General features: G+C 40.2%; 21 protein-coding genes and 2 pseudogenes. 8 read left to right on the top strand and 15 right to left on the bottom strand.

Going from position 1 to position 23,061, the window contains the following annotated elements; genetic code table 11:
- Nucleotides 1-284: 284 nt before the first annotated feature.
- The 4 genes from ACZ1G6_RS12320 to ACZ1G6_RS12335 form a co-directional block, all read right to left on the bottom strand.
- Complete coding sequence (locus ACZ1G6_RS12320) at nucleotides 285-1,334, bottom strand: TRAP transporter substrate-binding protein (protein ID WP_472616560.1); 1,050 nt, start codon at nucleotides 1,332-1,334, stop codon at nucleotides 285-287.
- Nucleotides 1,335-1,346: 12 nt separating this feature from the next.
- A complete protein-coding gene (locus tag ACZ1G6_RS12325; RefSeq protein WP_472616561.1) occupies nucleotides 1,347-2,633 on the bottom strand; it encodes a TRAP transporter large permease in 1,287 nt (428 codons plus the stop codon).
- On the bottom strand, nucleotides 2,633-3,193 hold the full coding sequence (locus tag ACZ1G6_RS12330; protein WP_472616562.1) for a TRAP transporter small permease: 561 nt from the start codon (nucleotides 3,191-3,193) through the stop codon (nucleotides 2,633-2,635). The genes ACZ1G6_RS12325 and ACZ1G6_RS12330 overlap by 1 nt, the downstream gene beginning before the upstream one ends.
- Nucleotides 3,194-3,256: 63 nt before the next feature.
- A complete protein-coding gene (locus ACZ1G6_RS12335) occupies nucleotides 3,257-5,371 on the bottom strand; it encodes a glycoside hydrolase family 31 protein (RefSeq protein WP_472616563.1) in 2,115 nt (704 codons plus the stop codon).
- 298 nt (nucleotides 5,372-5,669) lie between these two features.
- Here ACZ1G6_RS12335 and ACZ1G6_RS12340 point away from each other — a divergent pair.
- The 3 genes and pseudogenes from ACZ1G6_RS12340 to ggt all read left to right on the top strand — a co-directional run bounded on the left by ACZ1G6_RS12340 (nucleotide 5,670) and on the right by ggt (nucleotide 8,984).
- A pseudogene (locus tag ACZ1G6_RS12340) lies at nucleotides 5,670-6,421 on the top strand (GntR family transcriptional regulator).
- Nucleotides 6,422-7,147: an aspartate/glutamate racemase family protein gene (locus tag ACZ1G6_RS12345; RefSeq protein WP_472616564.1), complete on the top strand. Its 726-nt coding sequence runs from the start codon at nucleotides 6,422-6,424 to the stop codon at nucleotides 7,145-7,147.
- Between the two features lie 119 nt (nucleotides 7,148-7,266).
- A pseudogene (gene ggt / locus ACZ1G6_RS12350) lies at nucleotides 7,267-8,984 on the top strand (gamma-glutamyltransferase).
- A gap of 40 nt (nucleotides 8,985-9,024) precedes the next feature.
- On the opposite strand, the gene ACZ1G6_RS12355 reads toward ggt, so the two are convergent.
- The 4 genes from ACZ1G6_RS12355 to ACZ1G6_RS12370 all read right to left on the bottom strand — a co-directional run bounded on the left by ACZ1G6_RS12355 (nucleotide 9,025) and on the right by ACZ1G6_RS12370 (nucleotide 13,550).
- Nucleotides 9,025-10,458 carry an amidohydrolase gene (locus ACZ1G6_RS12355; RefSeq protein WP_472616565.1) on the bottom strand — a complete coding sequence of 478 codons (1,434 nt, stop codon included), beginning with the start codon at nucleotides 10,456-10,458 and terminating at the stop codon, nucleotides 9,025-9,027.
- Nucleotides 10,439-10,732 carry a hypothetical protein gene (locus tag ACZ1G6_RS12360; RefSeq protein ID WP_472616566.1) on the bottom strand — a complete coding sequence of 98 codons (294 nt, stop codon included), beginning with the start codon at nucleotides 10,730-10,732 and terminating at the stop codon, nucleotides 10,439-10,441. The genes ACZ1G6_RS12355 and ACZ1G6_RS12360 overlap by 20 nt, the downstream gene beginning before the upstream one ends.
- A 104-nt stretch (nucleotides 10,733-10,836) precedes the next feature.
- Nucleotides 10,837-12,138, bottom strand: coding sequence for a TonB-dependent receptor domain-containing protein (locus tag ACZ1G6_RS12365; protein WP_472616567.1), 1,302 nt, complete (start codon nucleotides 12,136-12,138; stop codon nucleotides 10,837-10,839).
- The gene (locus tag ACZ1G6_RS12370) at nucleotides 12,108-13,550 is read right to left on the bottom strand and encodes a TonB-dependent receptor plug domain-containing protein (protein WP_472616568.1); all 1,443 of its coding nucleotides are present in this window, start codon (nucleotides 13,548-13,550) and stop codon (nucleotides 12,108-12,110) included. The genes ACZ1G6_RS12365 and ACZ1G6_RS12370 overlap by 31 nt, the downstream gene beginning before the upstream one ends.
- A 395-nt stretch (nucleotides 13,551-13,945) precedes the next feature.
- On the opposite strand from ACZ1G6_RS12370, the gene ACZ1G6_RS12375 reads away from it, so the two are divergent.
- On the top strand, nucleotides 13,946-14,596 hold the full coding sequence (locus tag ACZ1G6_RS12375) for an AEC family transporter (RefSeq protein WP_472616569.1): 651 nt from the start codon (nucleotides 13,946-13,948) through the stop codon (nucleotides 14,594-14,596).
- 58 nt (nucleotides 14,597-14,654) lie between these two features.
- Entirely contained in the window at nucleotides 14,655-14,831 is a 177-nt protein-coding gene (locus ACZ1G6_RS12380; RefSeq protein ID WP_472616570.1) for a hypothetical protein, read from the top strand.
- A 6-nt stretch (nucleotides 14,832-14,837) separates the two neighbouring features.
- Here ACZ1G6_RS12380 and ACZ1G6_RS12385 read toward each other — a convergent pair whose 3' ends face one another.
- The 3 genes from ACZ1G6_RS12385 to chrA all read right to left on the bottom strand — a co-directional run bounded on the left by ACZ1G6_RS12385 (nucleotide 14,838) and on the right by chrA (nucleotide 18,244).
- The gene (locus tag ACZ1G6_RS12385; protein ID WP_472616571.1) at nucleotides 14,838-16,388 is read right to left on the bottom strand and encodes a leucyl aminopeptidase family protein; all 1,551 of its coding nucleotides are present in this window, start codon (nucleotides 16,386-16,388) and stop codon (nucleotides 14,838-14,840) included.
- Nucleotides 16,389-16,505: 117 nt separating this feature from the next.
- Nucleotides 16,506-17,045, bottom strand: a complete 540-nt coding sequence (locus ACZ1G6_RS12390; RefSeq protein WP_472616572.1) for a GNAT family N-acetyltransferase — start codon at nucleotides 17,043-17,045, stop codon at nucleotides 16,506-16,508.
- Nucleotides 17,042-18,244, bottom strand: a complete 1,203-nt coding sequence (gene chrA, locus ACZ1G6_RS12395) for a chromate efflux transporter (protein ID WP_472616573.1) — start codon at nucleotides 18,242-18,244, stop codon at nucleotides 17,042-17,044. The genes ACZ1G6_RS12390 and chrA overlap by 4 nt, the downstream gene beginning before the upstream one ends.
- A 172-nt stretch (nucleotides 18,245-18,416) precedes the next feature.
- Between chrA and ACZ1G6_RS12400 the strand changes: the two genes are divergently transcribed.
- Both ACZ1G6_RS12400 and ACZ1G6_RS12405 read left to right on the top strand, forming a co-directional pair.
- A complete protein-coding gene (locus tag ACZ1G6_RS12400; RefSeq protein ID WP_472616574.1) occupies nucleotides 18,417-18,833 on the top strand; it encodes a hypothetical protein in 417 nt (138 codons plus the stop codon).
- Complete coding sequence (locus tag ACZ1G6_RS12405; RefSeq protein ID WP_472616575.1) at nucleotides 18,830-19,027, top strand: helix-turn-helix transcriptional regulator; 198 nt, start codon at nucleotides 18,830-18,832, stop codon at nucleotides 19,025-19,027. The genes ACZ1G6_RS12400 and ACZ1G6_RS12405 overlap by 4 nt, the downstream gene beginning before the upstream one ends.
- Here ACZ1G6_RS12405 and ACZ1G6_RS12410 read toward each other — a convergent pair.
- Nucleotides 19,024-20,217: a hypothetical protein gene (locus tag ACZ1G6_RS12410; protein WP_472616576.1), complete on the bottom strand. Its 1,194-nt coding sequence runs from the start codon at nucleotides 20,215-20,217 to the stop codon at nucleotides 19,024-19,026. The two genes, ACZ1G6_RS12405 and ACZ1G6_RS12410, sit on opposite strands and share 4 nt — an antisense overlap.
- Nucleotides 20,218-20,272: 55 nt before the next feature.
- A complete protein-coding gene (locus tag ACZ1G6_RS12415) occupies nucleotides 20,273-20,935 on the bottom strand; it encodes a methylamine utilization protein (protein ID WP_472616577.1) in 663 nt (220 codons plus the stop codon).
- Nucleotides 20,936-21,200: 265 nt separating this feature from the next.
- On the opposite strand from ACZ1G6_RS12415, the gene ACZ1G6_RS12420 reads away from it, so the two are divergent.
- A complete protein-coding gene (locus ACZ1G6_RS12420; protein WP_472616578.1) occupies nucleotides 21,201-21,971 on the top strand; it encodes a DUF4097 family beta strand repeat-containing protein in 771 nt (256 codons plus the stop codon).
- Between the two features lie 264 nt (nucleotides 21,972-22,235).
- Here ACZ1G6_RS12420 and ACZ1G6_RS12425 read toward each other — a convergent pair whose 3' ends face one another.
- Nucleotides 22,236-22,409: a hypothetical protein gene (locus ACZ1G6_RS12425; protein ID WP_472616579.1), complete on the bottom strand. Its 174-nt coding sequence runs from the start codon at nucleotides 22,407-22,409 to the stop codon at nucleotides 22,236-22,238.
- Complete coding sequence (locus ACZ1G6_RS12430; RefSeq protein WP_472616580.1) at nucleotides 22,387-22,971, bottom strand: SIMPL domain-containing protein; 585 nt, start codon at nucleotides 22,969-22,971, stop codon at nucleotides 22,387-22,389. Before ACZ1G6_RS12430 ends, ACZ1G6_RS12425 begins: the two co-directional genes overlap by 23 nt.
- Nucleotides 22,972-23,061: the final 90 nt, after the last annotated feature.

Consider the following 23,061-nt stretch of genomic DNA (forward strand, 5'->3'; position numbering starts at 1 on the left):
ATTTTACTTGCCTACTTATCTGCTGCTCATCCCTTTCCATATGATGTATATTTGTATAGCGTGTTTAATAATAGCGTGAGTGTTTTGTTTTAGCCGGAAAATTATCGAATAATAATGATCGAAGGCTCTGCTTTGCTATTTTTCCGTCATACACACTCTTATATAAGACAGAAGAATATTAAAAACTTATCTGATTTGTTAAAATTTTGCAATTAAATTGTGATTAAAATTCACACTAAAAAAAGCATTTTCGGTAAATAAACAGGTATCTTGGCCAATGATTATCATTTTGTTGCCTCTATTTGGCCATCACAATGCCGTGCGGAATCTTCTAGTAATAATAGCCATTCATCACCAAATTTATCAATAAACCACTGCCTTATGTTAACCGATGCATCTTTAAATGCTTGTTTCTCAGAAACAGAAGGTCTATATATTTCTCCACCGGCTTCTTCAAAAATTTGATATGACCTCGCCTCTTGAGTGGCAACTAGATTATTTGCCGCCGCTTGTTGCTTAATAAAACCTTGCTTAATAATCTCTTGAATGTCGATGGGTAGATCTTGCCAAACAGGCTCAGAAAACCACCACATAGTAGCCATATATGAATGCCCATCTAATACAATATATTTAAGATGTTCTTGTAACTTAGCGCCAATGATATCTTGAATACCGTTTTTGCTTCCTTCAACAACACCGGTAGCTAAAGCAGTATAAAGTTCACTCCAAGAAATAGGAGTAGGATTAGCGCCCAACGCTTTGACTAATTCTTGCTGGATTTCAGCAGGTGTTGTTCTTATTTTTTGCCCGATAAGATCTTCTGGCTTACGAATCGCTTTGTTCGTTGTCGCAAAATTTCGCCACCCGCCAGTGTTACTAACACCTATCAACCGAAGGTTGAGGTCTTTGTTTAAAACGGTAGTGCGCATTTTATCTAAAATAGGCCCATTAAGCACACATACAGCTTGTTCATCTGACGTAAATAAATAGGGCAAATCCAACACTTGGGCTTCACCAAAAAAGTTGCCTGTTCCCCCAGCGGTGCTAGGAAACATTTCTAAAACGCCTTGTTGCAAATTGCTAATACACTCAGGCACACTGGCGCAAAATTGCCCTGACGGATAAATAACAACTTCGACTCTACCTTCACTATGAAACTCGACATATTCTTTAAATGCCATCAGACCAACATAATCTTCGTCTTGCGTCGATGCTTGTATTGCAGCTTTGATAGTGAATTGAGCTTGTGAACTGCTAGAGCGCCATAAACCTATTGCACTTATGATAACGACCAAGGCATATATAGTGAGCAAAGACTTTCTTTTTGTTGACATTATTTTGCTCCTTTACGCAAAGCCGAACAAACGCGGCAAGGTCATAGTAACCGCAGGAAAATATGTGATAATAAAAATAACCGCCGCCTCTACCGCTAAAAATGGCAACATCTCCATCGCTATATTTTCGGTTTTCTCACCAGATACCGATGCTGATACAAACAGCACTAATCCCATTGGAGGCGTTGCTAAGCCTACGGTTAAATTCACACACATAATGACCGCAAAATGCAAAGGGTCAATGCCCAAGGAGATAAAAATAGGCGCTAAGACAGGGCCAAGAATTAGAATAGCGGGGCCAGCATCCAAAAACATGCCAATCCCAAACAAAAAGATATTAATAATTAATAACAGGAGAAGCACATTAGAGGTAATTTGCGCGATCTCAGTTGCTAACGTATCAGCCATCCCTGACACTGTAATGATCCATGCAAATGTCACGGCAGAACCTACTAATAATAATATTGTTCCAGATTGTACGGCAGCATTTACTAAGACCCTTGGTAAATGATTAGGCTTTAGGGTATGAGTGATAAACAAAGTCACAATTAAAGCATAAGCAACCGCTACCGCAGCCGCCTCGGTTGGCGTGAACACACCCGCTAAAATACCGCCCAGCAAAATTACAGGGGTCATCAGGGGCAAAAAAGACTGCTTGAAAGCTCTGCCTCGTTGAGGCCACGACGCTTTTTCGTTGGCCATTGGGTAATTGCGCTTTTTGGCGATACGATTAGTCACTAGCATCAGTCCTGCACATATCATCAGTCCAGGTACTATACCTGCTAAAAACATACCCGCGACCGATACATTCATGATGAATGCATAAAGGATCATGATACCAGAGGGAGGTATGATTGGCCCTATGACAGACGAGGCTGCAGTTACTGCGGCGGCAAATCGCCGACTATATCCATTTTCTTGCATCGCGGGTATCAACATTTTGCCAAGTGCAGAAGTATCAGCCACTGCGGAGCCTGATAAGCCAGCAAACAAGACCGACGATAAAATATTAACCTGAGCAAGTCCACCGCGATAATGGCCTATTAGTGTTTTACTAAATCGCACAATGGATTGGGTTATTCCGCCTTGGTTCATGATTTCGCCGGCCAAAATAAAGAACGGCACTGCCATCAAAGGGAAAGAGTTCATACCAGAGAATAAACGATTAACTAAGGCGGACAAATAGACTTCCTTTCCATCTATCATCAAGCTGACGCCCGGGCCAACTAATAAAGCAAAAACAACCGGCGTACCTGCTGTTAGCAGAAGAATAAAAATCCAAATATAACTTAATGACATCAGATACTTTCCTTTTCATTAAGGTTTGATTCTTCTTGATTTTCTGTGCCCATATTACGTTCATCATGAAAAAATACTTGTTCTAGTAAGCGCTGAACGCCTACCAGAAACAACGAGGCGAATAAATAGGGCATACACAAGTAAATATAAAACAAAGACAGGGGAACAGAAGCCGCACTAATTGAGCGACCATTTTGCAAAAAGCCTAAGCTGTAGACGAAAAACTGAGTACTTATCAATAAGACCAAAAGCGTTATCGTAATTTGTGCTACTTGCTTTAAACGCAAAGGCAAAGCATCGTGAAACATATCAATAGACACATTAAGATGTTTCAAATAAGCCCATGGTGCAACCAGACACGCAATCCACACCATCGCAAATTTAGACAACTCTTCGGTCCATGTAAGTGAGTCGTTCAATAAATACCTAAAAGCTACTTGTGCAACAATCATGCAGACCATTGCCGCTAAAAGTGTTCCGGCAGCATAGCTCCCTAGACGTGCATTAAACATATTGATGTTATTGAGCACTGTAATTAGCTTTTTTACTGTATTGAGCACTTAATATGCTCCTTTTTTATTATTTTTGTTTATCAACTCAATATTTTTAATTTTGTTGAGTCCCTACAGGTCAATGTGCGGCCAATAGCCTGCTATGACATCATCTATCTTTTTATCTTCATATTGTTTAGTCGTTTCTACACTAGGTCCTATCGGTATCTGATGATTTTTTTTAACAAAAATTGCCATTTCATCAATACCAAGTGTCAAATTAAGTAATTGATGTCCCATAAACTCCTTTTTACTAGGGAACCTAAGCCACTCTCCTTCTGGCAAGTACACATCAACATTGTTGTCTGGGTTTGTGCACGGCGCCACTAAGATACTCTCACCTAACATAAATTGCATTTCAAATTTTTGTGCAATTTTTTGTGTGGGAAACGCTAATGGCATAGCCCTCATAACAGGCAGTCCTTCACTAACGGATTGCGACATAGTTTGATAAATATAAGGGATAAGTTGATATCGAAGTTGCAAAGCCTTATTTACCGCTTTTTCAGCTTCATCGCCATAACTCCAAGGTTCTCTTTGACCAATTCCATGTAAGCGCATATGGGCGCAAAAAACACCTGCTTGTGCCCATCTCACATATAGCAAAGGGTCACGTTTATCTTTATAAAACCCACCAACATCCGTCGCATAATAAGGGGCTCCAGACATTCCCCACGATAGCGAACCACGAATACTAGCAATCAACCCACCCCAGTCTGCTTGAGGATCTCCTCCCCATTGACTTGGATATCGTTGAGAGCCAGTCCAAGCTGAGCGACTAAATAAAAATGGGCCATTTTTACTATATTTACTAGCGGCTTCGTAGACACAACGATTGTATAGCAGACTGTAAACATTATGGAGTCGCTTGCCAGAATCGCCGCTATGCGCAAGCATATTGTCATCTTCTATTTGTTCACCAAAATCTGCTTTAATCATATCGACACCAATATCAAAAAGCGGTTTGTGTGACTCAAGCCAAAACTCATATGCCTCTGGGTGAGTAAAATCGACAATGCCTGATTCAGGTAAAGGTGTTAATACGTCCGAAAATGCACTCATATCCCATTGATACCGATAGGTTTCCCCAGTGCGTTTGTCCTTAATTAACCATCCTTTATCAGACATTTCTTGAAATAGTTTGTTTTTTACGGATACCAGCGGATACTCCCATACACAAACATTAAAGTCTTGTCTCTTCAAAGATTGGATAACCGCGGCAGGATCATCGTACCTTTTTGGGTCCCATTCAAACGCAAAACGAGTATCGGTATCCTGCCATGCTCTGCCATCAATTGTAATAATATCGCATGGCATCTTATGTTCGCGAACCGCGTTTGCTGTCGATAGAAGTTCTGGTACATCTTTATAATATGCTTTAGATAGAATCACGCCTAAGGTAAATAATGGGGGTAGTGGTGCTCTTCCTGTCAGGTCAGTATATGATTTAATAATGTCGCCTCCTGATTCACCATCAAATAAAAATATATCTAATTGTTGATCTTCAAGAAAGGCGGTATAGGCACGTTGTGACCAAGGCGCATAACCTACAGAATGCGTAACTGGCGCAGGCGTATGGATAAAAGCCCCCCAACCTTCTGGGCTCCATGCAAAAGGTACATTTTTGTATGAAATCTCTGCATTAACACCTAAGGCGTCATGATTATAAGAACGTAAGAGTTCTCCTCTTTTGTCTAAACTTGACCATTTTTCACCCAAGCCATAAACCGCTTCTTGGGCGCCAAGGTCCAAACTAAATAGCCATCCTTCATCGGTTCTAGCTAGTGGTGGAAGTCGATACTGTCTAACAAAGTGTCCATCATTTGGCGTTTGCTGGATAGTTTTGACTTGTTTTCCATGCGCTTCATTTTTTGTCCATTTAAACGCAAACGGGTGTTTTTGAATAATTATTGTATATCGCTGGTTAGTGACTGTGAAAATATCTAATTCTTCATTTAAAATGACTGCTTTTTCAATACTAGGAGCGCTTAAGAGCATTTGATAATCATATGCCTGTTGCGTTTGATTGCTCTGTACGCTTCGCAAACGCATGCCATTAGAAAACAAAGAAAGCTCAAGCTCACCATGGTTAGTATCCAGTAAAATAGCTCCATTTGACGTTTCACGTACCTTCGTTACGGCACATTGTTCTATCTCGTTCCAGTTAGGCGTATTGAGTGTTAGCACTTGTCTTTAGACCTTATTCTTAGTGTTAGCGCGGTTTATTACTTATCCTTAGCGGACAAGACTATGAAGTATGTTGGCCTGCAAAGGTCCAATGATTGAATATGTCTTATATAAGACATAAGTTATATGCCTGTTAAATTTTTGTCAATCCGATTTCTTAAGGATGAGACTAACTATAGTAAAAGCAGAATAAATTGCTTGCGTTTGATTTACTCAATATTCAGAACATTGGAATAAGGCACTTAATCTGATGCATTAACACTAGACCTAGGCTTTTTATTTACATAATATCAACAATATGAACAAGACAAAGTTTGACAACAAACTCAACAAGCCCAATTTAGCATTTCAACCCTTGTATAAACAGGTTGAAGAGCATGTTAAACAACTAATTATTGAACAAAGATGGCTACCATAGGTGAAGCGCTTCCCAATGAATTTCAACTAGCTGAAGAATTTAGTGTCAGTCAAGGCACTGTAAGAAAGGCGCTCAACCAATTAACTGATGCCAAAATACTTACGCGCCAACAAGGCGTCGGCACCTTTGTGTCTGAGCATAATAAACAACAGAGTTTATATAGGTTTTTTCCTCTTATCGCCGATGGTGGAAAACCAGAGCTTCCCAAAGCACAATTAGTTTCTTTAGCACTTGAGCAGGCAAACCAAGAAGTGCAATCAAGTTTATCACTTGCCGATAACGAGCCCGTCATTCACTTTGTGCGCAAACGCTTATTAAAAGAAAAAACGTGCATGATTGAGTCAATTTATTTACCCCATAAATATTTCCAAGGGCTCGAGAACGAAACACAACTTCCGCATACGCTGTATCACTATTATCAACACACATTTAACTTAAGCGTTCAAAAAACGCAAGATAGTATTAAAGCGGTCATTGCGACCCAAGATGACAGCAATCAGATTGATGTTGCCAAGGGTGAAGCATTGTTAGAAGTCAGAAGGATTACAGAAACAATAGATGGCAAGAAGATAGAATTTAGAATCAGCCGATGCTTAAGCGACGAATACCATTACTTTGTTGAGCTTAGTTAAGTGAATAAGATAGCAAAAGAGCGACCTTACCCACAAAAAGTCATTGGTATTCTAGGCGGTATGAGTGATAGGGCCACCGTCGAATATTATACGAAAATCAATGACGCTATTAACCAAAGATTAAGTGGATGGGATATTGCCGAAACGATCATCATTGGGTGCAATTTTGGTAATATCGAGCACTTTGTTAGAAACAATCAGTGGGATATCGCTCAAGAATATCTGCTTAAAAAGGCTCAAGACGCACAAAACGGTGGCGCAGATTTACTAATTTGTATGTCAAATACTATGCATAAAGTTCTTCAAAGCATAGACTCACACATCACAATCCCTTTTATCCATATTGCTAGCCCCACTGCAAATGCAATAAAGCTGCAGGGCTTGTCCAAAGTCGCTCTATTGGGAACCAAACCCATTATGTCTGAAGACTATATGGCTAAACGCTACGTACAAGCAGGTATCGACATAATTGTACCTAGTGACGCGCAACAAAGCATAATCGACCAGATTATTTTTGATGAGTTAGTCAAAAATATTATCAGTGATGTGTCAAAGGCAAAATACATCGACATATGTCTTGATCTTAAACGTCGTGGTGCACAGGGCATAATTTTAGGGTGTACTGAAATATTCTTGCTAATAAAACCAGAAGACTTTGAAGGTCTTCCTTTATTTAACACAACACAATTGCATGTTGATGAAGTCGTTAAATTAGCACTTAGCTAGATAGAAGAATCAAAGAAAGTAGACGACAGAAATTGAAGGAAGATCTTAACACTACCGCCTGAAAAAGAGCTTATTGAGCTCTTATTTGGGAGTATCGCTTAATCTAGGAAACGCATTTAATGAATAAAATATTAATAATAATACTCAGTCTTAGCCTAATAGCCGGCTGTACCACACGCACCAGCGATATCCATCTCCCCAAAATCAATAAAGAATATCAAGCGGTTGCTATGCCCGATAAATTTGCAGCCGATGTTGCGGTCTCAATTTTAGATATGGGCGGCAATGCGGTTGATGCTGCAATTGCAGCTCAATTTAGCCTAGCGGTAACGTATCCTGAAGCTGGTAATATTGGCGGAGGCGGCTTCATGCTCACCTATATTGATGGTCAAACCGACTTTTTAGACTATCGAGAGACAGCCCCTGCACTCGCCTCTAGAGACATGTATTTAGATGCAACGGGAGAGGTCCAAACTGAACTTCCAGTTTATGGAATTTTAGCATCTGGTGTACCATGGAACGGTTGCAGGGATGTGGGAAGCACACCAAAAATACGGTACCTTGCCTTGGGAAAGATTACTTCAACCAGCCATCGATTTAGCACAAAATGGTTTTATTGTCCCCAAACAGCTCGATGAGCGGGCAAATCGATATGTAAATCATATCAATGATGTGCAAACTAAGGTTAATTTTGTTGATTACTTTGGCAAGCTAGAGGCTGGCCAATTGTTTATTCAAGCAGAGCTTGCAACAACATTAAAGCGTATTCAGTTATCTGGCAAACGTGGTTTTTATCAAGGCGAAGTGGCTGATCAAATCGTATCATTTATGCAAAATAATAATGGCTTGATAAGTCTTGATGATTTAGCAGACTACGAAGCTAAATGGCGAACGCCTATTGCCAGTGCGTGGCGCAACTATACAATTGTAAGTGCACCACCACCTAGCTCGGGCGGCATTGCGGTTTCGCAGTGGCTGCAAATGTTTGACCGAATAAAAGTTCGTACTGATACGCTTGCGCAAGATAGTCCAAAGTATATCCATGCCTTAGCCGAAATTGGTAAACGTGTTTTTGCAGACAGAGCCAAATATCTAGGTGACCCTGATTTTTATGATGTTCCTCAACAGTCATTGCTCGATCCTGTTTATCTTGATAAACGCGCCTCTCAAGTGAATCTAGAACAAATATCTGCAACTGAAAAGATTCAACCTGGTTTGAATGAAAGCCATGACACCACGCACTTTTCAATTGTTGACCGCTTTGGAAACGCCGTATCAAACACCACCACAATCAATTTAAGTTTTGGCAGTGGCATGGTAGTTTCTGGCGCTGGATTCTTGCTCAATAATGAAATGGATGATTTTAGTGCCAAGGCTGGTGTAGCTAATTCCTTTGGCGCGGTGGGCGGTGATGCTAATGCCATTGCACCTAACAAGCGTATGTTAAGTTCGATGAGTCCAACTTTTTTACTTGAAGGCAATGATATTAAGATGGTGACTGGATCGTCCTGGTGGCACCACCATTATATCATCTGTTTACATGAGCATATTAAACGTAATTGAATTCACTATGAACGCACAAAATGCCGTTGATACGCCTCGTATCCACCATCAACTTTTGCCTAAAGATGTGATTTATTATCACCCCTCACTTGATGAAAATTTGGTAAATGCGCTAACTGCCAAAGGCTATACTATGAGAGCTGGTGACTTTGGTGATTTACAAGTCATTATTAATAGTGGCGGCAAGCTGAGCGCCGCATCAGAAAGTAAAAACAGAGGTGAAGCCAGAGCAATGCGCACTGATTGGTTTGGGCAGTTATTCGGCTTAGACTGAACAAATTTGGGCCCTTGAGTTCTATTGGGCCCAAGCTTATTTATCGCTGATAGGTGATTTTACCGCCAACAATGGTCATCATGTTTTTTGCCTCTAATATTTCGGCCTCTGGGATCGTCATCAGATCTTTATCGAAAATAGTGAAATCTGCATACTTACCTACTTCAATTGAGCCTCTTATATCCTCTTGAAATGCGCCATAAGCAGGCCAAATCGTAAACATTTTTAAAGCAGTTTCTCGACTAACAGCTAACTCTGGGTGCCAGCCCTCTCCCGCCGAACCATCAAGTCTTTTTCGTGCCACCGCAGCGTAAAACTCAATGCGCGGGTCACCTACTTCTACTGGCGCATCAGAACCTCCTAAAATTATTGAGCCTTTGTCAATCAATTGCTGCCATGGATAGGCATATGCAAGCCTTTGTAGGCCTATGCGCTGGGGCGCAAAATTAAGATCCCCTATGCCATGACTAGGTTGCATCGAAGGAATAATCTCTAGAGCTACCATTCGGTCTTGCTGCTCTGGCGGGATAATCTGAGCATGTTCAAGTCGCCATCTTGGTTTGGCAACCTCTCTTTGTGATTCAGGTACCGCTATAAATGCTTCTTCATACCAATCGATAAGAGTTTTGACCGCCCTGTCACCAATCACATGTGTTTGCACTTGCAAACCTTCTTTTAGCGCTTTACGCAATATAGGCTTTAGCTCTTCTTCTGTAGTTCGATTCATAAAGCCATTGTGGGGTGCATCAGCATAGTTATCTATGAGAGCCGCTCCCCGAGAACCTAGCGTGCCGTCGATATACACTTTGATACCCCGTATATCAAACATATCGTCATCGGTTTTTTGTCTATTTCTATCAAACATCATGCTTGCTTGTTGTACGTTTGCAGCGGCATAAATACGAGTAGACATATTTCCTTCTTGGTGAATTTCTTGCATTAAATCAACATTGACAAAGGGCATCCCAGCATCTTGTGTCGCGGTCCAGCCAAGTCGAGCATTTTGCTGCATCCCCACCACAAGACTATCTTTAATATACTCTTTAGTTTTGGGCGGAATGAGGTCTCTAAATACCTGCATGGCAGTTGCCAAGATATACCCTGTTGGTTCGCCGTTTTCGTCTCTTTCAAACTTACCACCTTGGGGATCAGGCGTGGCCGAAGTGATCCCTGCAAGTGAAAGTGCTTTTGAATTTACCAGTGCAGATACGCCATCTGCTCTAGGCATAAATAAAGGTTTGTTTAGTGTAAATGGGTCAACATCGTGTTTGTTTAAAAAGCGTTGCTCATCAGTCCATTCTCGTTCTATCCATCCACGACCTTCTACCCAGCTTCCTTGTGGTACATTTTTAGCGAAGGTTTCAATAGCCTTAACAGTTTCCTCTAAACTTGTGATGCCAAATAAACTCAATGTTTTGGGTCTTTGGCCAACACCTTCTACATGTTGATGACTATCAGTGAACCCTGGGAACATTGTTTTCCCGCCCAAGGTCTATACTGTTAACGTCATCACAAAGATAGGACTTTGCTTGTGAATTGGTTCCGACAAATATTATTTTGTCTGCTAGTACTGCAACTGCTTGAGCAGTAGGCTGAGATTCATCTAGTGTATAAATTGTCGCATTATAAAGGACTAAATCTGCCTCAAAACAATGTTGCTCATGCGGTGAAGCATTTTCTTGATTGCATGCTTGTATAAGAGTAAAACTTGCTAGTAACAGTAAGATTTTCATTGCCGCGATGTGCATATGCTTTCCTTTTTTCGTTAAGTCTTTCCATATGATATTGGTATAAATAAAAATGCCGCTGTAATAACAAGCGGCATTTTATTGCTTACAAAGAACGATTATCCTTAGAAAGTGTAACGCGCTTGTACATACCAAGTCGCACCGTTAAATCCAAACGGACTTGCTTCAGAGTATAGTTGACCACTACCACCAGCACCTGGGTTTTCGTCAGGGTAGGCATCAAATAAGTTATCAACTCCTGCTACAAGCTTAGTTTGCTCATTTAATTGATAAGACACTTGTACATCAATTAGCACTTCAGCGCCAATACCATTTACGCCATTACCAGTGTCATCCCAACCACCGTAGTAATTGGCACGAACCAAAGTATTAATATCATCATGTGTATGGAACCACGACAGGTTTCCTCTGATATTAGGAAGCAAATCTTCAATTGCAGCAACTCTGCCTGCGCTAATCGGATTCACCGTACCTACGTTATCAACCTCAGTTCTATTATAGTTAGCAGCTAGGGTTAAGCGCGAGTCTCCACCCATAAAATCAAAACTATAATTACCAACTAAGTCGATACCGCTTGTAGTGGTGTCGAAACTATTAGAGAAAAATCTAAACTGCGACAAATCATCTAAGCCAATAAACTCGCTACGATTGATTGTACCATTTGCATCTAATGCTGTTAGCGCCTCAGATACCGATCCAAAGTTTGAACCTGCTCCACCGGCAAAATTAAGCGCCGCTAGGAAATCAATATTGCCACCTAAAGCAACACGGTCTGTCAATTCAATAGTATAGTAATCAACTGTCCAACTGGTTTCGCCTAAATCAAAGGCTGCACCAATAGAGAAGTTTTGCGCATCTTCTGGACCAAGTGTTGGTCTGCCATTACCTTGGCTTTCAACAAAATCTGCGGCAACCTGTCCCGCTGCAGAAAATAGAGGCAAGGTTCCTTGGTCTATTAGCACACCACCAACGTTTTGCGTGGTCACATTAGTAATGTTAGCTTGACCGGCTGTTGGTGCATGGAAACCAGTTGAAAATGCACTTCGAATTCTAAACTCATCCGTTAAATGTAAAATACCGGCAATTTTAAAATCAGTCGTACTACCAAACTCGCTAAAGTCTTCGCTTCTAACCGCTGCTTGCATCGTTAGGTTTTCAGTAATATCGGCCTCTAAATCAACATACACCGCCTTACTGTCTTGTGATGCACTTGTATTAGCAGGGAATCCACCAAAACCGTTAGAGCTTGATGAAAAGCCTTGGCTTGCCAATGGACCTAAGGCAAACGAAGCTGCATCACCAGCAAACAAGTCAAACTCTTCTTCTCTATATTCAGCACCAAACGCAACACTTAACTCTGAGTAAAGGCCTGCATCTAAAGCATAAACAAAATCAATGTTAAACAATGTCTCGGTTTGCTCTTGTCCGCCATAGGCACAAAATCTCGTGGTGTTGCAGGACCTAAAGAAGCGTTAATAGTATTTCGGATAAAAAAGTCTGTTCTATTTGAACCACGTTGCGCACTTACATCATACGACAAACCGTTACCCACTGCGACTTCACCTCTTACACCCACAGTAAAGGCCATGTCTTCGTTTGTACCACCAAATCGTGGAACAAAACCATTTGGAATGGTCTCGATGAAGGAGAAACAGTTATCATCTGCCGCAACTTGTGCAAGTAAGGTTGGGTCCGGGAATACATTGCCATTTCCACCAATAGGAATACCGTCAATACATTCACCGCCAACGCCAACGCCATCTAAGTCACCAACAAGTACAGAGTGAACACCATTAGGGTCAGATAAACCTGTTAATGGATCCACCGTTGGCCCTCGATACACACCGCCTCGTTGGCTGCCTTGGGTCACAGGGTTTCGATAAAAGAAGCCACCTGTTACTTGGCGCTCACCATAGTTACCAAACAAATAAAGCTCTGCATTATCGTTAATTTCAAACGCTGAGTTGACGAATAACTTAATGTCGTCTTCAACATCCGGCTGTCCCCAATACTGAGGAACTTCACTTGTGTACGTATTGATACCAACAAAATCATCGGCTGATATATAACCTGCTGCGACCATGCCAGCGACATCGTCTCTAACAACCGACCTCACGGTTCCATCTACTTCGCGGATTTCGGCTGTTACGTTAATAAAACCTGAATCACCTACTGCAAATCCTGCATTTGCAGAGACCGTAAAGTTATCACCGTCACCTTCAAATGTAGAACCATATCGGGCATTTACTTCAAATCCTTCAGAATCATCGCGTAAAATAAAGTTAAGTACACCTGCTATTGCATCTGAGCCATATTGAGAAGAAGCGCCATCTCTTAATACTTCAACGCGTTTTAGTGCCATCGAAGGAATTGCCGAAATATCAACACCTTGGGCGCCATCTGAAATACCACCACCTAAAAAGGAAATAATAGAACCTCGATGGCGGCGTTTACCGTTTACTAATACTAAGACATTATCCGGAGACAAACCTCGCAAGTTAGCGGGTCTCACAACGGTGGCGGCATCACTAATTGGTTGTGTATTGATATCAAAAGACGGTACCGCTGTTCGCAACATATCTTGTACGTCAGTCGAAGAGTTTTGTCTAAATTCATCTCCTGAAATAACGTCTACTGGTACCGGAGAGTCGGCCGCTGAGCGATTTGATAATCGTGTACCGGTGACAATAATCCGTTCTGCATCTGTTTCTGCATCCGACTCTGCTTCTTGTGCAAAAGTATTTGCAGAGTATGAGGTGGCTATCGATAAAGCCAAAGCGGCTGTAATAGCATTAATTTTGTGTAGCGTGTTTTTCATGTATTTCTCCCAATGTTTTTGTAAACGAACTTATCTGACGTTCTTTGTGCCACTTTCCTCAAAATAATTATTGTTATAATTGAGTTAGTCGATCTTATGTTGTAATTGGAGCAAACAAATTGAGGTTTTATTTATGTGATTTCTCTTTGGAAACATGTTCATAAATTACTCAACGCAGTCATATTTATCATATATATATTAAGAGTCAAGAAACTTCGGTAAACCGTCTCTTTTTAGATGCTTAATGGATGTATTTAGCAATCTTTAGGAAAGTTCTCACTGCAATCGGCTAGTATTTATGATAAGTTCATCGTAAGTACTTAATTACCTTATCTTATCTTTTGTCTACCAATTTCTTTGAATTTTCTGTCGCGGTCGTTGGGCCCGTCATTGTCATGATAATATTCGGTTATGGCTTGTACCGAACAAAAACGCTTGATGATAGCTTTGTCGAAAAAGCGTCAAAACTAGTATTCAATTTTGCATTACCTGCACTTTTATTCAGTACCATTAGCACAAACCCCATCCCTGGCATTAGCGATATAAAAATCATTTCTATTGGTGTTGGTGGCACTTTGATTATTTTTATTACCTTACTGGTGATGTGTCCTTTTATAGTCCATCAAAGACAAGATCGTGGCGTTGTGATTCAAGGCGCATTTAGATCAAATATGGGGATTATTGGGCTAGCTTACTGTGCGAATGCATTTGGCTCTCAGGGCCTTGCGTATGGTTCATTATATTTAGGCTCATTGACTATCGTTTATAACTTGTTATCTGTTGCAGTGTTAAACGTATATCACAATACCGAAACCTCATATAAAAAAATTCTACGCGACATCGCAAGCAATCCTATTATTTTGTCTATCATATTGGGTCTGCTCGTGTCAGCGCTTGATTTGCCAGTACCTAGCATTGTTGTGAATAGTGTTGAGTATTTTGCTCAATTAACACTCCCTCTAGCCTTACTATGCACCGGCGCAGCGCTACGGTTTTCGACAATGAAACAAAACGGCATACCTTGGCATTTTGAGTGTAAGCGTTAAGTGTATAGTTTACCCCTTGGTGTTAGTAAGCTTATCTATTTTATTTGGCGTGAGCGGCATGCCTTTGATGATCGTCTTTTTAATGGCAATCAGTCCAACGGCGGCAGCAAGTTATGTAATGGTTAGAAAAATTGGCGGAAACCATGAAATGGCTGCGCAGATAATTGCGGTGAGCACCGTGTTGTCGGTACCCACCACACTACTTGGGTATGTACTTATTCAAAGCTACGTCTAAAGCCTTTTATTTGGCGGCTCGTTCTCTGACTATTTGATCCATGAAACGAACACCCCAGCCTTGACTACCTTCAGGCGCCACATCAATCGACGAAGACAACCAATCAACACCCGCTATGTCCAAATGCACCCACTCTAAGTCCTCAGCGACAAACGTCCCAATAACGGCAGCTCCTATACTTGCCCCAGGGCTCCCTGCGCCTGAGTTTTTGATATCAGCGATTGGCGACTTAATTTGATCAAAATGATTTGGGTGAAGCGGTAAAGGCCATACTAATTCACCTGAACGTTTACCCACTTCCATCATTTCAACTGACAAATCAAAATCACGCGTAATTAACGCTGCATATTCGTCACTTAGCGCACGTGCTGCAGAGCCTGTTAAGGTGGCAATATTGACCAAAAGACTTGGGTTATATTTTTGCTGACCATAATAAACAGCATCAGATAGCACTAATCGACCTTCTGCATCAGTGCTCATTATTTCAATGCTAGTTCCTTGCATCGTCTGTAGAACATCACCTGGACGTATTGCATCGGCACTTGGCATATTTTCGGCCATTGCCATTAAGCCAACAACGTTTAATTTTTCACCTCTTTGTGCGATCGCATGCATAGTACCAGCAACTGCCGCTGCGCCAGCGGTGTCTGATTTCATCGCCCACATGCCGTCATTTCCCTTCAGGCTTATACCACCGGTATCAAAGGTTATGCCTTTACCCGCCAGCACAATAGGTGCCTGATCTTTATCTCCACCCATATATTCAACTACAATTAGTCTAGGATCATGTATAGAGCCTTTACCTACGCCTAGCAAAGCTCCCATGTTGTACTTTTCCATCGCTTCTACATCGAGTACTTTGACGTCAACCTTATCTACTCCCTTAAAGGTATCTTCGACAATATCGGCAAATAACGATGGATATAATGACTTACCTGGTTCGGTAGACAAATCTCTTGCTAAATGGACGCCCTCAACCACAAATTGAAGATCAGATTCATATAAGCTTTCTGCGACATTAGCATTTGGTGTGACTACTGTTACTTGCGACTTGCCTTCTGATTTTTTAGTTTTGTACTTATCAAAATCATAGTGGCGTAAATCATATCCTTGAGCAAGATATGCACTTGGGCCTTTAACTTGAGTTGACATATTATCAATATGAAAAGCGACATTAAGCTTTTGGCTTGTAGAAGAAAGGCCAGCTGATATCTTGCCTCCTAAATCTTGTAATTGTGGAATGCTTAAGTCAGTTTCATGGGCTGTTCCTACTACTAATAGTGATTCAGCATCACCAACGAGTTGTAGATGTTGCACATTGCCATAGGCTGCGTCAAATTCATTTAATGCCAATAATTTAGCTAGCTGTCCTTTTGATAACTCATTTAACTTGCCCGCAGCACCATCTAGATTTTCAAGATCATCCACAAAGACAACATGAGTGTTCACATTTTTTAGTTTGTTAGCTTGATTAACAAAATTAAAATCCGCACTAGCTGATGCAGCAGAGCATAGCCCTAACATAGAAAGACTCAATAGCGTTTTCTTAAATTGCATAATAAACAGTATCCTTAGGTAAATTATTATTGAACAGCGTTAAGTGTACGAATATACGAATCGAATAAAAATATTGTTTAAATTGTTTCATTGCTCTGTATTTTCGATGTTAAAAGGCTAGCGCTTCAATACTCGTTCGAACAAAAGTAATGACGCTGATTCGACAGGGGGACTAATCACTTTTTGATAAACAAAACCAAGTTTTCTAAGTAAATTTTGAGAGGCGCTATTTTTTTGCAGACAAGTGGCAAATATTGAATCAGCGTCAGTTAGCTGAGAAGTGTTGTCGATAACCAATGAGGCCGCTTGGTAAGCAAAACCTTTGTGTTGATGTTTTTCTATAATGGCAAAACCAATATCAGGACCTGATAAATATCGGCGCTTTAATAAGCCACATACACCTATTTGCTCGTGCCTTACTTTATCAACTATTAAGTATAAGCCAAAACCATGAGTGTCATAGTCCTTCATTGGGCCAGCAATTAGATACGCCTTTGCAGCATCAATATTAGTAATATTTTTATCACCGATATAATCTAACCAAGACTGCTGGTTCATCAGGTCATACATAAATTTGCCATCGTCTTTAACAAGTTTACGCAAGTAAATACTAGATGAGCTAAACACAATATCTTTATTGCTATTATGACTACTCATACAGTAAACCAAGCTGCGTAATTAAATAATACACTGCTTATGACACAAAAAATAAGCACTAATAAAACACGGACTTCAAAATACATAAGTAGAAGCAGCCCCAAAACGGCTGTTACGATAGAATGATTAGAATTGATTGCATGTGTAAAAATCGGAGAATACAGCGTCGCTGCCAACAGTCCTACTACTGCAGCATTGCTTCCCATAATAAAAGACTGCAATATTTTGTTTGAAGATATACTCTGCCATAAAGGTAACGCGAACATGAGCAGCAAAAAGCCGGGCAGAAAAATAAAAACGATGCCAACAAGTGCACCTAATGTGGCTGAGTCAGCAGTATTTTCTCCAATTAAGTACCCTAGATATCCGGCAAAACTAAACATAGGTCCAGGCATTGCTTGAGTCGCGCCATATCCTGCCATAAACGTTTCGGTATCCAACAAACCAGCAGATACTATTGATTCTTCTAACAAAGGCAAAACAACATGCCCACCACCAAATACCATTGCGCCGGAACGATAAAAAATATCAGCATGAGTTACTATATTTGGGAATGCTAAAAAAGTGATAAATAGACCAACAAACACAAGCAAGCTTAAAGTTGCTGTAAACTTTGATACAGGTATGTTTATCGTACTGACCTTTTTGTTTTGCTCAAGAGTCTTATCACGACAAAAAAGATGTAATAATAGGGACGTCAACCCCCCTGCCGTTATAAGCCCTATTTGCAAAAAAGGGCTTTGATTTAAAGTGAGTATCGCAAACACAAAAAATGCAATTAGGACGGTTGTCCGAGTTTGAGTAAGTTGTTGACTCATGCCCCACAAACCCTGACTTACAACCACAAATGCTAACAATGTGAGGCCCTGAATAATCGACACTCCCAAGGGTGAACTAAACCAAGAAAGTTGACTAGCAAATAAAATTAGCAACAGACATGTTGGCAATGTAAATCCGACAAAAGCGGCTAGCGCCCCTTTAAGTCCACCTTTGCTTAAGCCAATTGCAAACCCAACTTGACTACTAGCAGGACCAGGTAAAGTCTGACAAATCGCTACAATCTGAGCGAATTGAGCTTGTTCAAGCCATTTTCGCTTACTCACAAACTCGTTGTTAAAGTATGCAATATGTGCAATCGGCCCGCCAAAGGACGTGCAACCTAAGCGCAAAAATATCCAAAATATTTCTATTGATTTCATGACACCTTGTCTGCCTAACGATACTAGGTAGTACTATAGTCATTAAACTTTTAATATCAAATTACTAAAAATAAATACACTAAAAGTAAAATAAACTTGACATATTATTACTTAAAACTTAAGGTAAAGCTCACTTTACATAAAGTAAAATACAATTTACCTGAGGAATATTATGAAAACATCAGAGTCTAGTTATTCAAAAAGAGAAAAAGCATCTAACAAAGTATTGGCTAAATGGACAATTACGTGGTTATTTAGCACTGCGCTACTAGCGTTTGGCCCGCATTTTTTATGGGGTAATCATACTGTAATAACAATATTGTCCGTACTATTTAACCTAGTAATTGGTTGGATGATGATAAGAGCTAATATTGCTCATTTGTCAGCACTTGATGAGCTTGGCCGCAAAATCTTTATAGAAAGCGCAGCTTTGACTCTAGGGGTATTAATGGTCTTTGGTGTTTGCTATGAATTGTTTTCTTATACCAATGTGTTACTGGATTTTACACCGCGTATTTCTCACTTGTATTTTGTAATGGGAATCACTTTTATTACAAGTGTATTTCTTGGTCATAGGAAGTACAGATGATTAACAAACTTAAAGTTTTACGTGCTCAGTTTGACATGACTCAAGCAGACTTAGCACAAGAGCTAGGTGTGTCTAGACAAACAGTCAATGCAATAGAGAAAGGTAAATTTGACCCAAGTTTACCCTTGGCGTTTAAAATAGCGCGTTTGTTTAATCAACCTATTGAGCTCATTTTTGAAGATAACGGCGATTAGAAAATATAAGCAAGCACTATGCGTGCTTGCGCTTGCTCAACATTAGGCGCAAGGTTCACTTGAACACGATTGCCAGCAAAGGTTTTATTTTGGTGCCATTCCGCGCCTATTTCCAGCGATTGATCATACTGATAACGCCATGCAAGTGTTAGCCCATGCCCATCGCTAATATTGATATCTTGCGGCTCGTTATCATCTTCGCCTACATCAAACTTATCTACCCTAACTGTTATTCTATGCTGATTATGTAAATAGCTCACCGAAGCGTACCAAGCATAGAAATCAGAGTATACTTGCCCTAAGCCCATGTCAGTATCACCTATCATCAGCTGTGAAAATATCGTCCAATGACTCGAAAGCTTGTTTTGATACGCAATACTATGGAATCGAGTATGCCATGCATAAAGCCTCTCTTTATTGATTTGCTTCGAATCTGCTAAGTTGTTGTAATAATAATACCGTAGTTGATGCTGGCGCAGATAATTCAGATGCCCTCCTACATAAACACCTAGGCGTTGGTCAATTTCTTCAAATGGTCGAGTATGATTTGGCGCATAAAAAGGCGCTCCCTCGACAGTAGGGATAGGCAAGAAAGAAATAACATCATGTAATAAAGCTTGGCGGTCATGCATTGCAAAGCCTCGCCAAGACAATAATGTACCGGTTGTATCGTTTGCGCCAAATATTGCACCTGTCAGTTCCCAACTCCAGGGTGACCTGATCCGTCGGCCATTAGAAAAGAAACTAATTTCGGCACCAATGGTACGCAGCTCTTCACCAATCCACGTATTAATGGCTGATTGGGTGTAGGTGTAAGGCGACAACCAACCTTCGGCAGTATTTTCTACCGACATAGCAGGATAAAACATGCCTATTCTAGCTTTTACTTTTATTTGCTTGGGGCTAAGGGGTTTGTATTGCAAAAAAGCTTGCGTCAAACCTATATGCTTTTCGCCGTCACTATATGCGTTTGTGACCACCTGCCCGGTCCAACTAGAAGAAAATTGATGTTTTGCATGAAGAAACAACTGCTGCAACTCAACACCGTCTTGCTCAGGCCTCAAAATTCCTGCTCCTTCATTTTGAAAGGACGCTGTGTCATCCGCGCTCACTAAGCTAAGTTCAATTCTACCCTGTAAAGATGTTGACTGGGCAAATGTTAATTGTGTGCACAGAAGGAATAATGACATAGCTGTTACTGATACAATAACAAACGACTTATACCGCAGATAAATACACATAACGTTAATATTCGCCAATACCATGTACGTCATCGAATTGGCTGAGACTAGGTAATAGTTTTTTGGTTAACATCACGTTAATCACCTGCTCATCTTCATTAATGCTGAGCTCGTGAATAGCCTTGAGATCAGCTGGCGCAATCCTTGGGTGCCATATTTTTACAGTATACTCACCGCTAGGTACGATAAAACGAGCGCCAGTATCTGTACTGGTCGATGCGAAAAATGGAGATTTTGAAACGTAAATATAGCCCAACATCCAATCGTGAATATTACAGCCAAGTTCAACGATACCTGGTTTGTCAAAATTCAATGACTTTGCATTAAGCGACTCTTGAAATGAGACTTCAAAGGTTTTTGCAGGTGAAAATGAATAAACGTGGTGCTGTACGTCATCCGAATTAGGAAACGATATGTCGGTACCAGCTTGAACTGACAAAATATGTGGAACAAACATCTGATCAATTTGATCCATTTTTGCGCTTTTTAATGCCTTACCCTCAATTGCAGTGTTTAAAACATTCATATCGGTTGGCATCAACTCAACTACGATGTTAGATAAAGTTTCGCCTTGTTTATCTTTCACCACAACTTCAATTGACGCAGATAAAGAGAAACTGATAAACATTGTAAAAATCAGAACTATCGTTAAGAAATAAAGAGGCATGTGATGTTAGCTATTAATTATCAATATCAAGTGTATCGGCGAGTCCATTGCTTTCTGCAGGCTCAAACAGTGTGGTATTTAATTTACTTAATGAGCAAATTTACTAATAGTTAGCGTCATTATTATTTCTAAACGATATTGATATGCGCAAGAAGGTGAATTAATCATAAAAAACAATTACTTACATTTTTGGCATGGAGATTGATTAAAATCACTATAATCAATAAAGAGTCCGTCAAAAGATATAAAAAATTAGGAGCAAAATGTGAAACATCAATTGTTGAGCGGTATATGTATTTTTAGTGCATTAATGTTGACTTCAGGTTGTGTGATTAGTATTTCAAATGACCTAAACAATGCCAATGTAAAATTAATAGAAAACCTAGAAGTTGACGCTATAGATTTAGAGGTTTTTATCGTTGAAACAGGAAGTGGCGATATCACTATTACCGGAGTAGAAGGGCAAGAGAACATAAAGGTTACCGCTAAGATAAGGACAACTGAGGCACGCGACTACACCCTAAGTTTGTCTAAAAGGGGCGATAAAGCTTATTTGGAAGCCAGCCACGACTCAAATAATACCTCATGGAACACCTATCCTTATGTAGATTTAGAAGTATCGATGCCGGCCGCACTTGCACTTAAAGTGGAACAACGTTCGGGTGATATGTCGATTAGTAATATTAAGCAAGATGTTAGCGTTAGTGACCGCTCAGGCGATCTTCGAATTACAGATATCATAGGTAAGTTGAAAGTTGATGACCGTTCAGGTGATTTAACAATACAAAATATCTCCTCTTCCATTGTTGTTAACGATAGGTCAGGTGACATTAATATTAAAAATATTCAGGGTAATGTAAGGGTTGATGATTCATCGGGCGATATCGATATCTACGATACTTTAGGTGATGTAGAAATTAGTGATAGCTCTGGTGACATTAATGTTCATGGCGCTGAATCACTGAACGTGACGGATGATGGTTCGGGTGACATTGAATATTCGAACATCAAGTCATATATTCACACACCTGATTAAACTAATAGACAAGTAGGAGAGCGTCATGAAAAAAACACTTATTACCCTTACAGGGGGATTACTAGTCAGTATTGGCTTGTTATTTATTATCATACCAGGACCATCAATGTTATTGATTATACCTTAGCTTGATGCTGTTAAGCATAGAATACCCAATGGCAAGAAAATGGCTAAACCAATGCATGCGGCTTTTGCGTAAAACAGCCAATTGGATTGACGCGGCCATACTAAGACGTAAATACGACCGTTTCTAATCGTCTTTGTCTATTTTGGTGTGATTTGGTAAATCACATTAACTGACTTAGTTATTTCAATGGTATTAGGAATAAACGCTTGTTCGGCTCTGATGCGCGTACCAGCCACTCTCATCAATTCAATGCTTTGATTATTACCGACGCCAAAGCTTGCATAGAAATCATTGAGAACTTGGTGAGTCATTGCTGCTTATCGCATAAGGAAGTGCTAGTGTAGCACCGATACCTGAAACCATTGCTTGTGCTTTGCTATGAGCATTACTTACAGCAAGTGCGAGCACTTCTTTGTCTATTTCATCACGTCGAGAAACATCAAAAGAAGAATAAATCCCTACTACGGTTTGCTGATCAAATAACTTTTCAATTAAAGCCGCATACTTGTTAAGGGTCTTTAGTTGGATAGAAAAACTTCTAGAAAACTCATACGCAATAATTTGTCGATTATTGTAATTTTCATCTCGTTTGTAAACGGGATCTTTAGATATATCATCAGAACTAATTTGTGTATGTGGGATATCTAACGAATCCATTAATTGGAGTATCGAAACTGTTGTTTTTTCTAATTCGATATTGGCTTGTTCAGCTTTTGCATCATAGGTTTGAATACTAAAATTAATGGTAGCCATATCAGGCGACACTTTTTTAACCGCCTCACCTTTAGCAGTAACAAAAGGAAAATCAGGTAAAGGAGAAGCATTTGTTAGTGTAATAAAGCTAAGCAAGCAAATTAGCAACGCAGATTTCATTGTTAATCCTTAAACAATTATTTTTAGCTAGCTTAGCACAAAATTTTATGCAAAAAAAAGCCGCTCAATTGAGCGGCTTTTTTGATTGGG

The organism is Glaciecola sp. HA4-3, assembly GCF_055693685.1.

Bases quoted from the DNA above. Each gene is read 5' to 3' on its own strand.
- ACZ1G6_RS12320 (WP_472616560.1), bottom strand. From the start codon at position 1,334: ATGTCAACAAAAAGAAAGTCTTTGCTCACTATATATGCCTTGGTCGTT.
- ACZ1G6_RS12325 (WP_472616561.1), bottom strand. From the start codon at position 2,633: ATGTCATTAAGTTATATTTGGATTTTTATTCTTCTGCTAACAGCAGGT.
- ACZ1G6_RS12355 (WP_472616565.1), bottom strand. From the start codon at position 10,458: ATGTTCCCAGGGTTCACTGATAGTCATCAACATGTAGAAGGTGTTGGC.
- ACZ1G6_RS12360 (WP_472616566.1), bottom strand. From the start codon at position 10,732: ATGCACATCGCGGCAATGAAAATCTTACTGTTACTAGCAAGTTTTACT.
- ACZ1G6_RS12370 (WP_472616568.1), bottom strand. From the start codon at position 13,550: ATGAAAAACACGCTACACAAAATTAATGCTATTACAGCCGCTTTGGCT.
- ACZ1G6_RS12375 (WP_472616569.1), top strand. From the start codon at position 13,946: ATGATAATATTCGGTTATGGCTTGTACCGAACAAAAACGCTTGATGAT.
- ACZ1G6_RS12380 (WP_472616570.1), top strand. From the start codon at position 14,655: ATGCCTTTGATGATCGTCTTTTTAATGGCAATCAGTCCAACGGCGGCA.
- ACZ1G6_RS12385 (WP_472616571.1), bottom strand. From the start codon at position 16,388: ATGCAATTTAAGAAAACGCTATTGAGTCTTTCTATGTTAGGGCTATGC.
- ACZ1G6_RS12390 (WP_472616572.1), bottom strand. From the start codon at position 17,045: ATGAGTAGTCATAATAGCAATAAAGATATTGTGTTTAGCTCATCTAGT.
- chrA (WP_472616573.1), bottom strand. From the start codon at position 18,244: ATGAAATCAATAGAAATATTTTGGATATTTTTGCGCTTAGGTTGCACG.
- ACZ1G6_RS12400 (WP_472616574.1), top strand. From the start codon at position 18,417: ATGAAAACATCAGAGTCTAGTTATTCAAAAAGAGAAAAAGCATCTAAC.
- ACZ1G6_RS12405 (WP_472616575.1), top strand. From the start codon at position 18,830: ATGATTAACAAACTTAAAGTTTTACGTGCTCAGTTTGACATGACTCAA.
- ACZ1G6_RS12410 (WP_472616576.1), bottom strand. From the start codon at position 20,217: ATGTCATTATTCCTTCTGTGCACACAATTAACATTTGCCCAGTCAACA.
- ACZ1G6_RS12415 (WP_472616577.1), bottom strand. From the start codon at position 20,935: ATGCCTCTTTATTTCTTAACGATAGTTCTGATTTTTACAATGTTTATC.
- ACZ1G6_RS12425 (WP_472616579.1), bottom strand. From the start codon at position 22,409: ATGACTCACCAAGTTCTCAATGATTTCTATGCAAGCTTTGGCGTCGGT.
- ACZ1G6_RS12430 (WP_472616580.1), bottom strand. From the start codon at position 22,971: ATGAAATCTGCGTTGCTAATTTGCTTGCTTAGCTTTATTACACTAACA.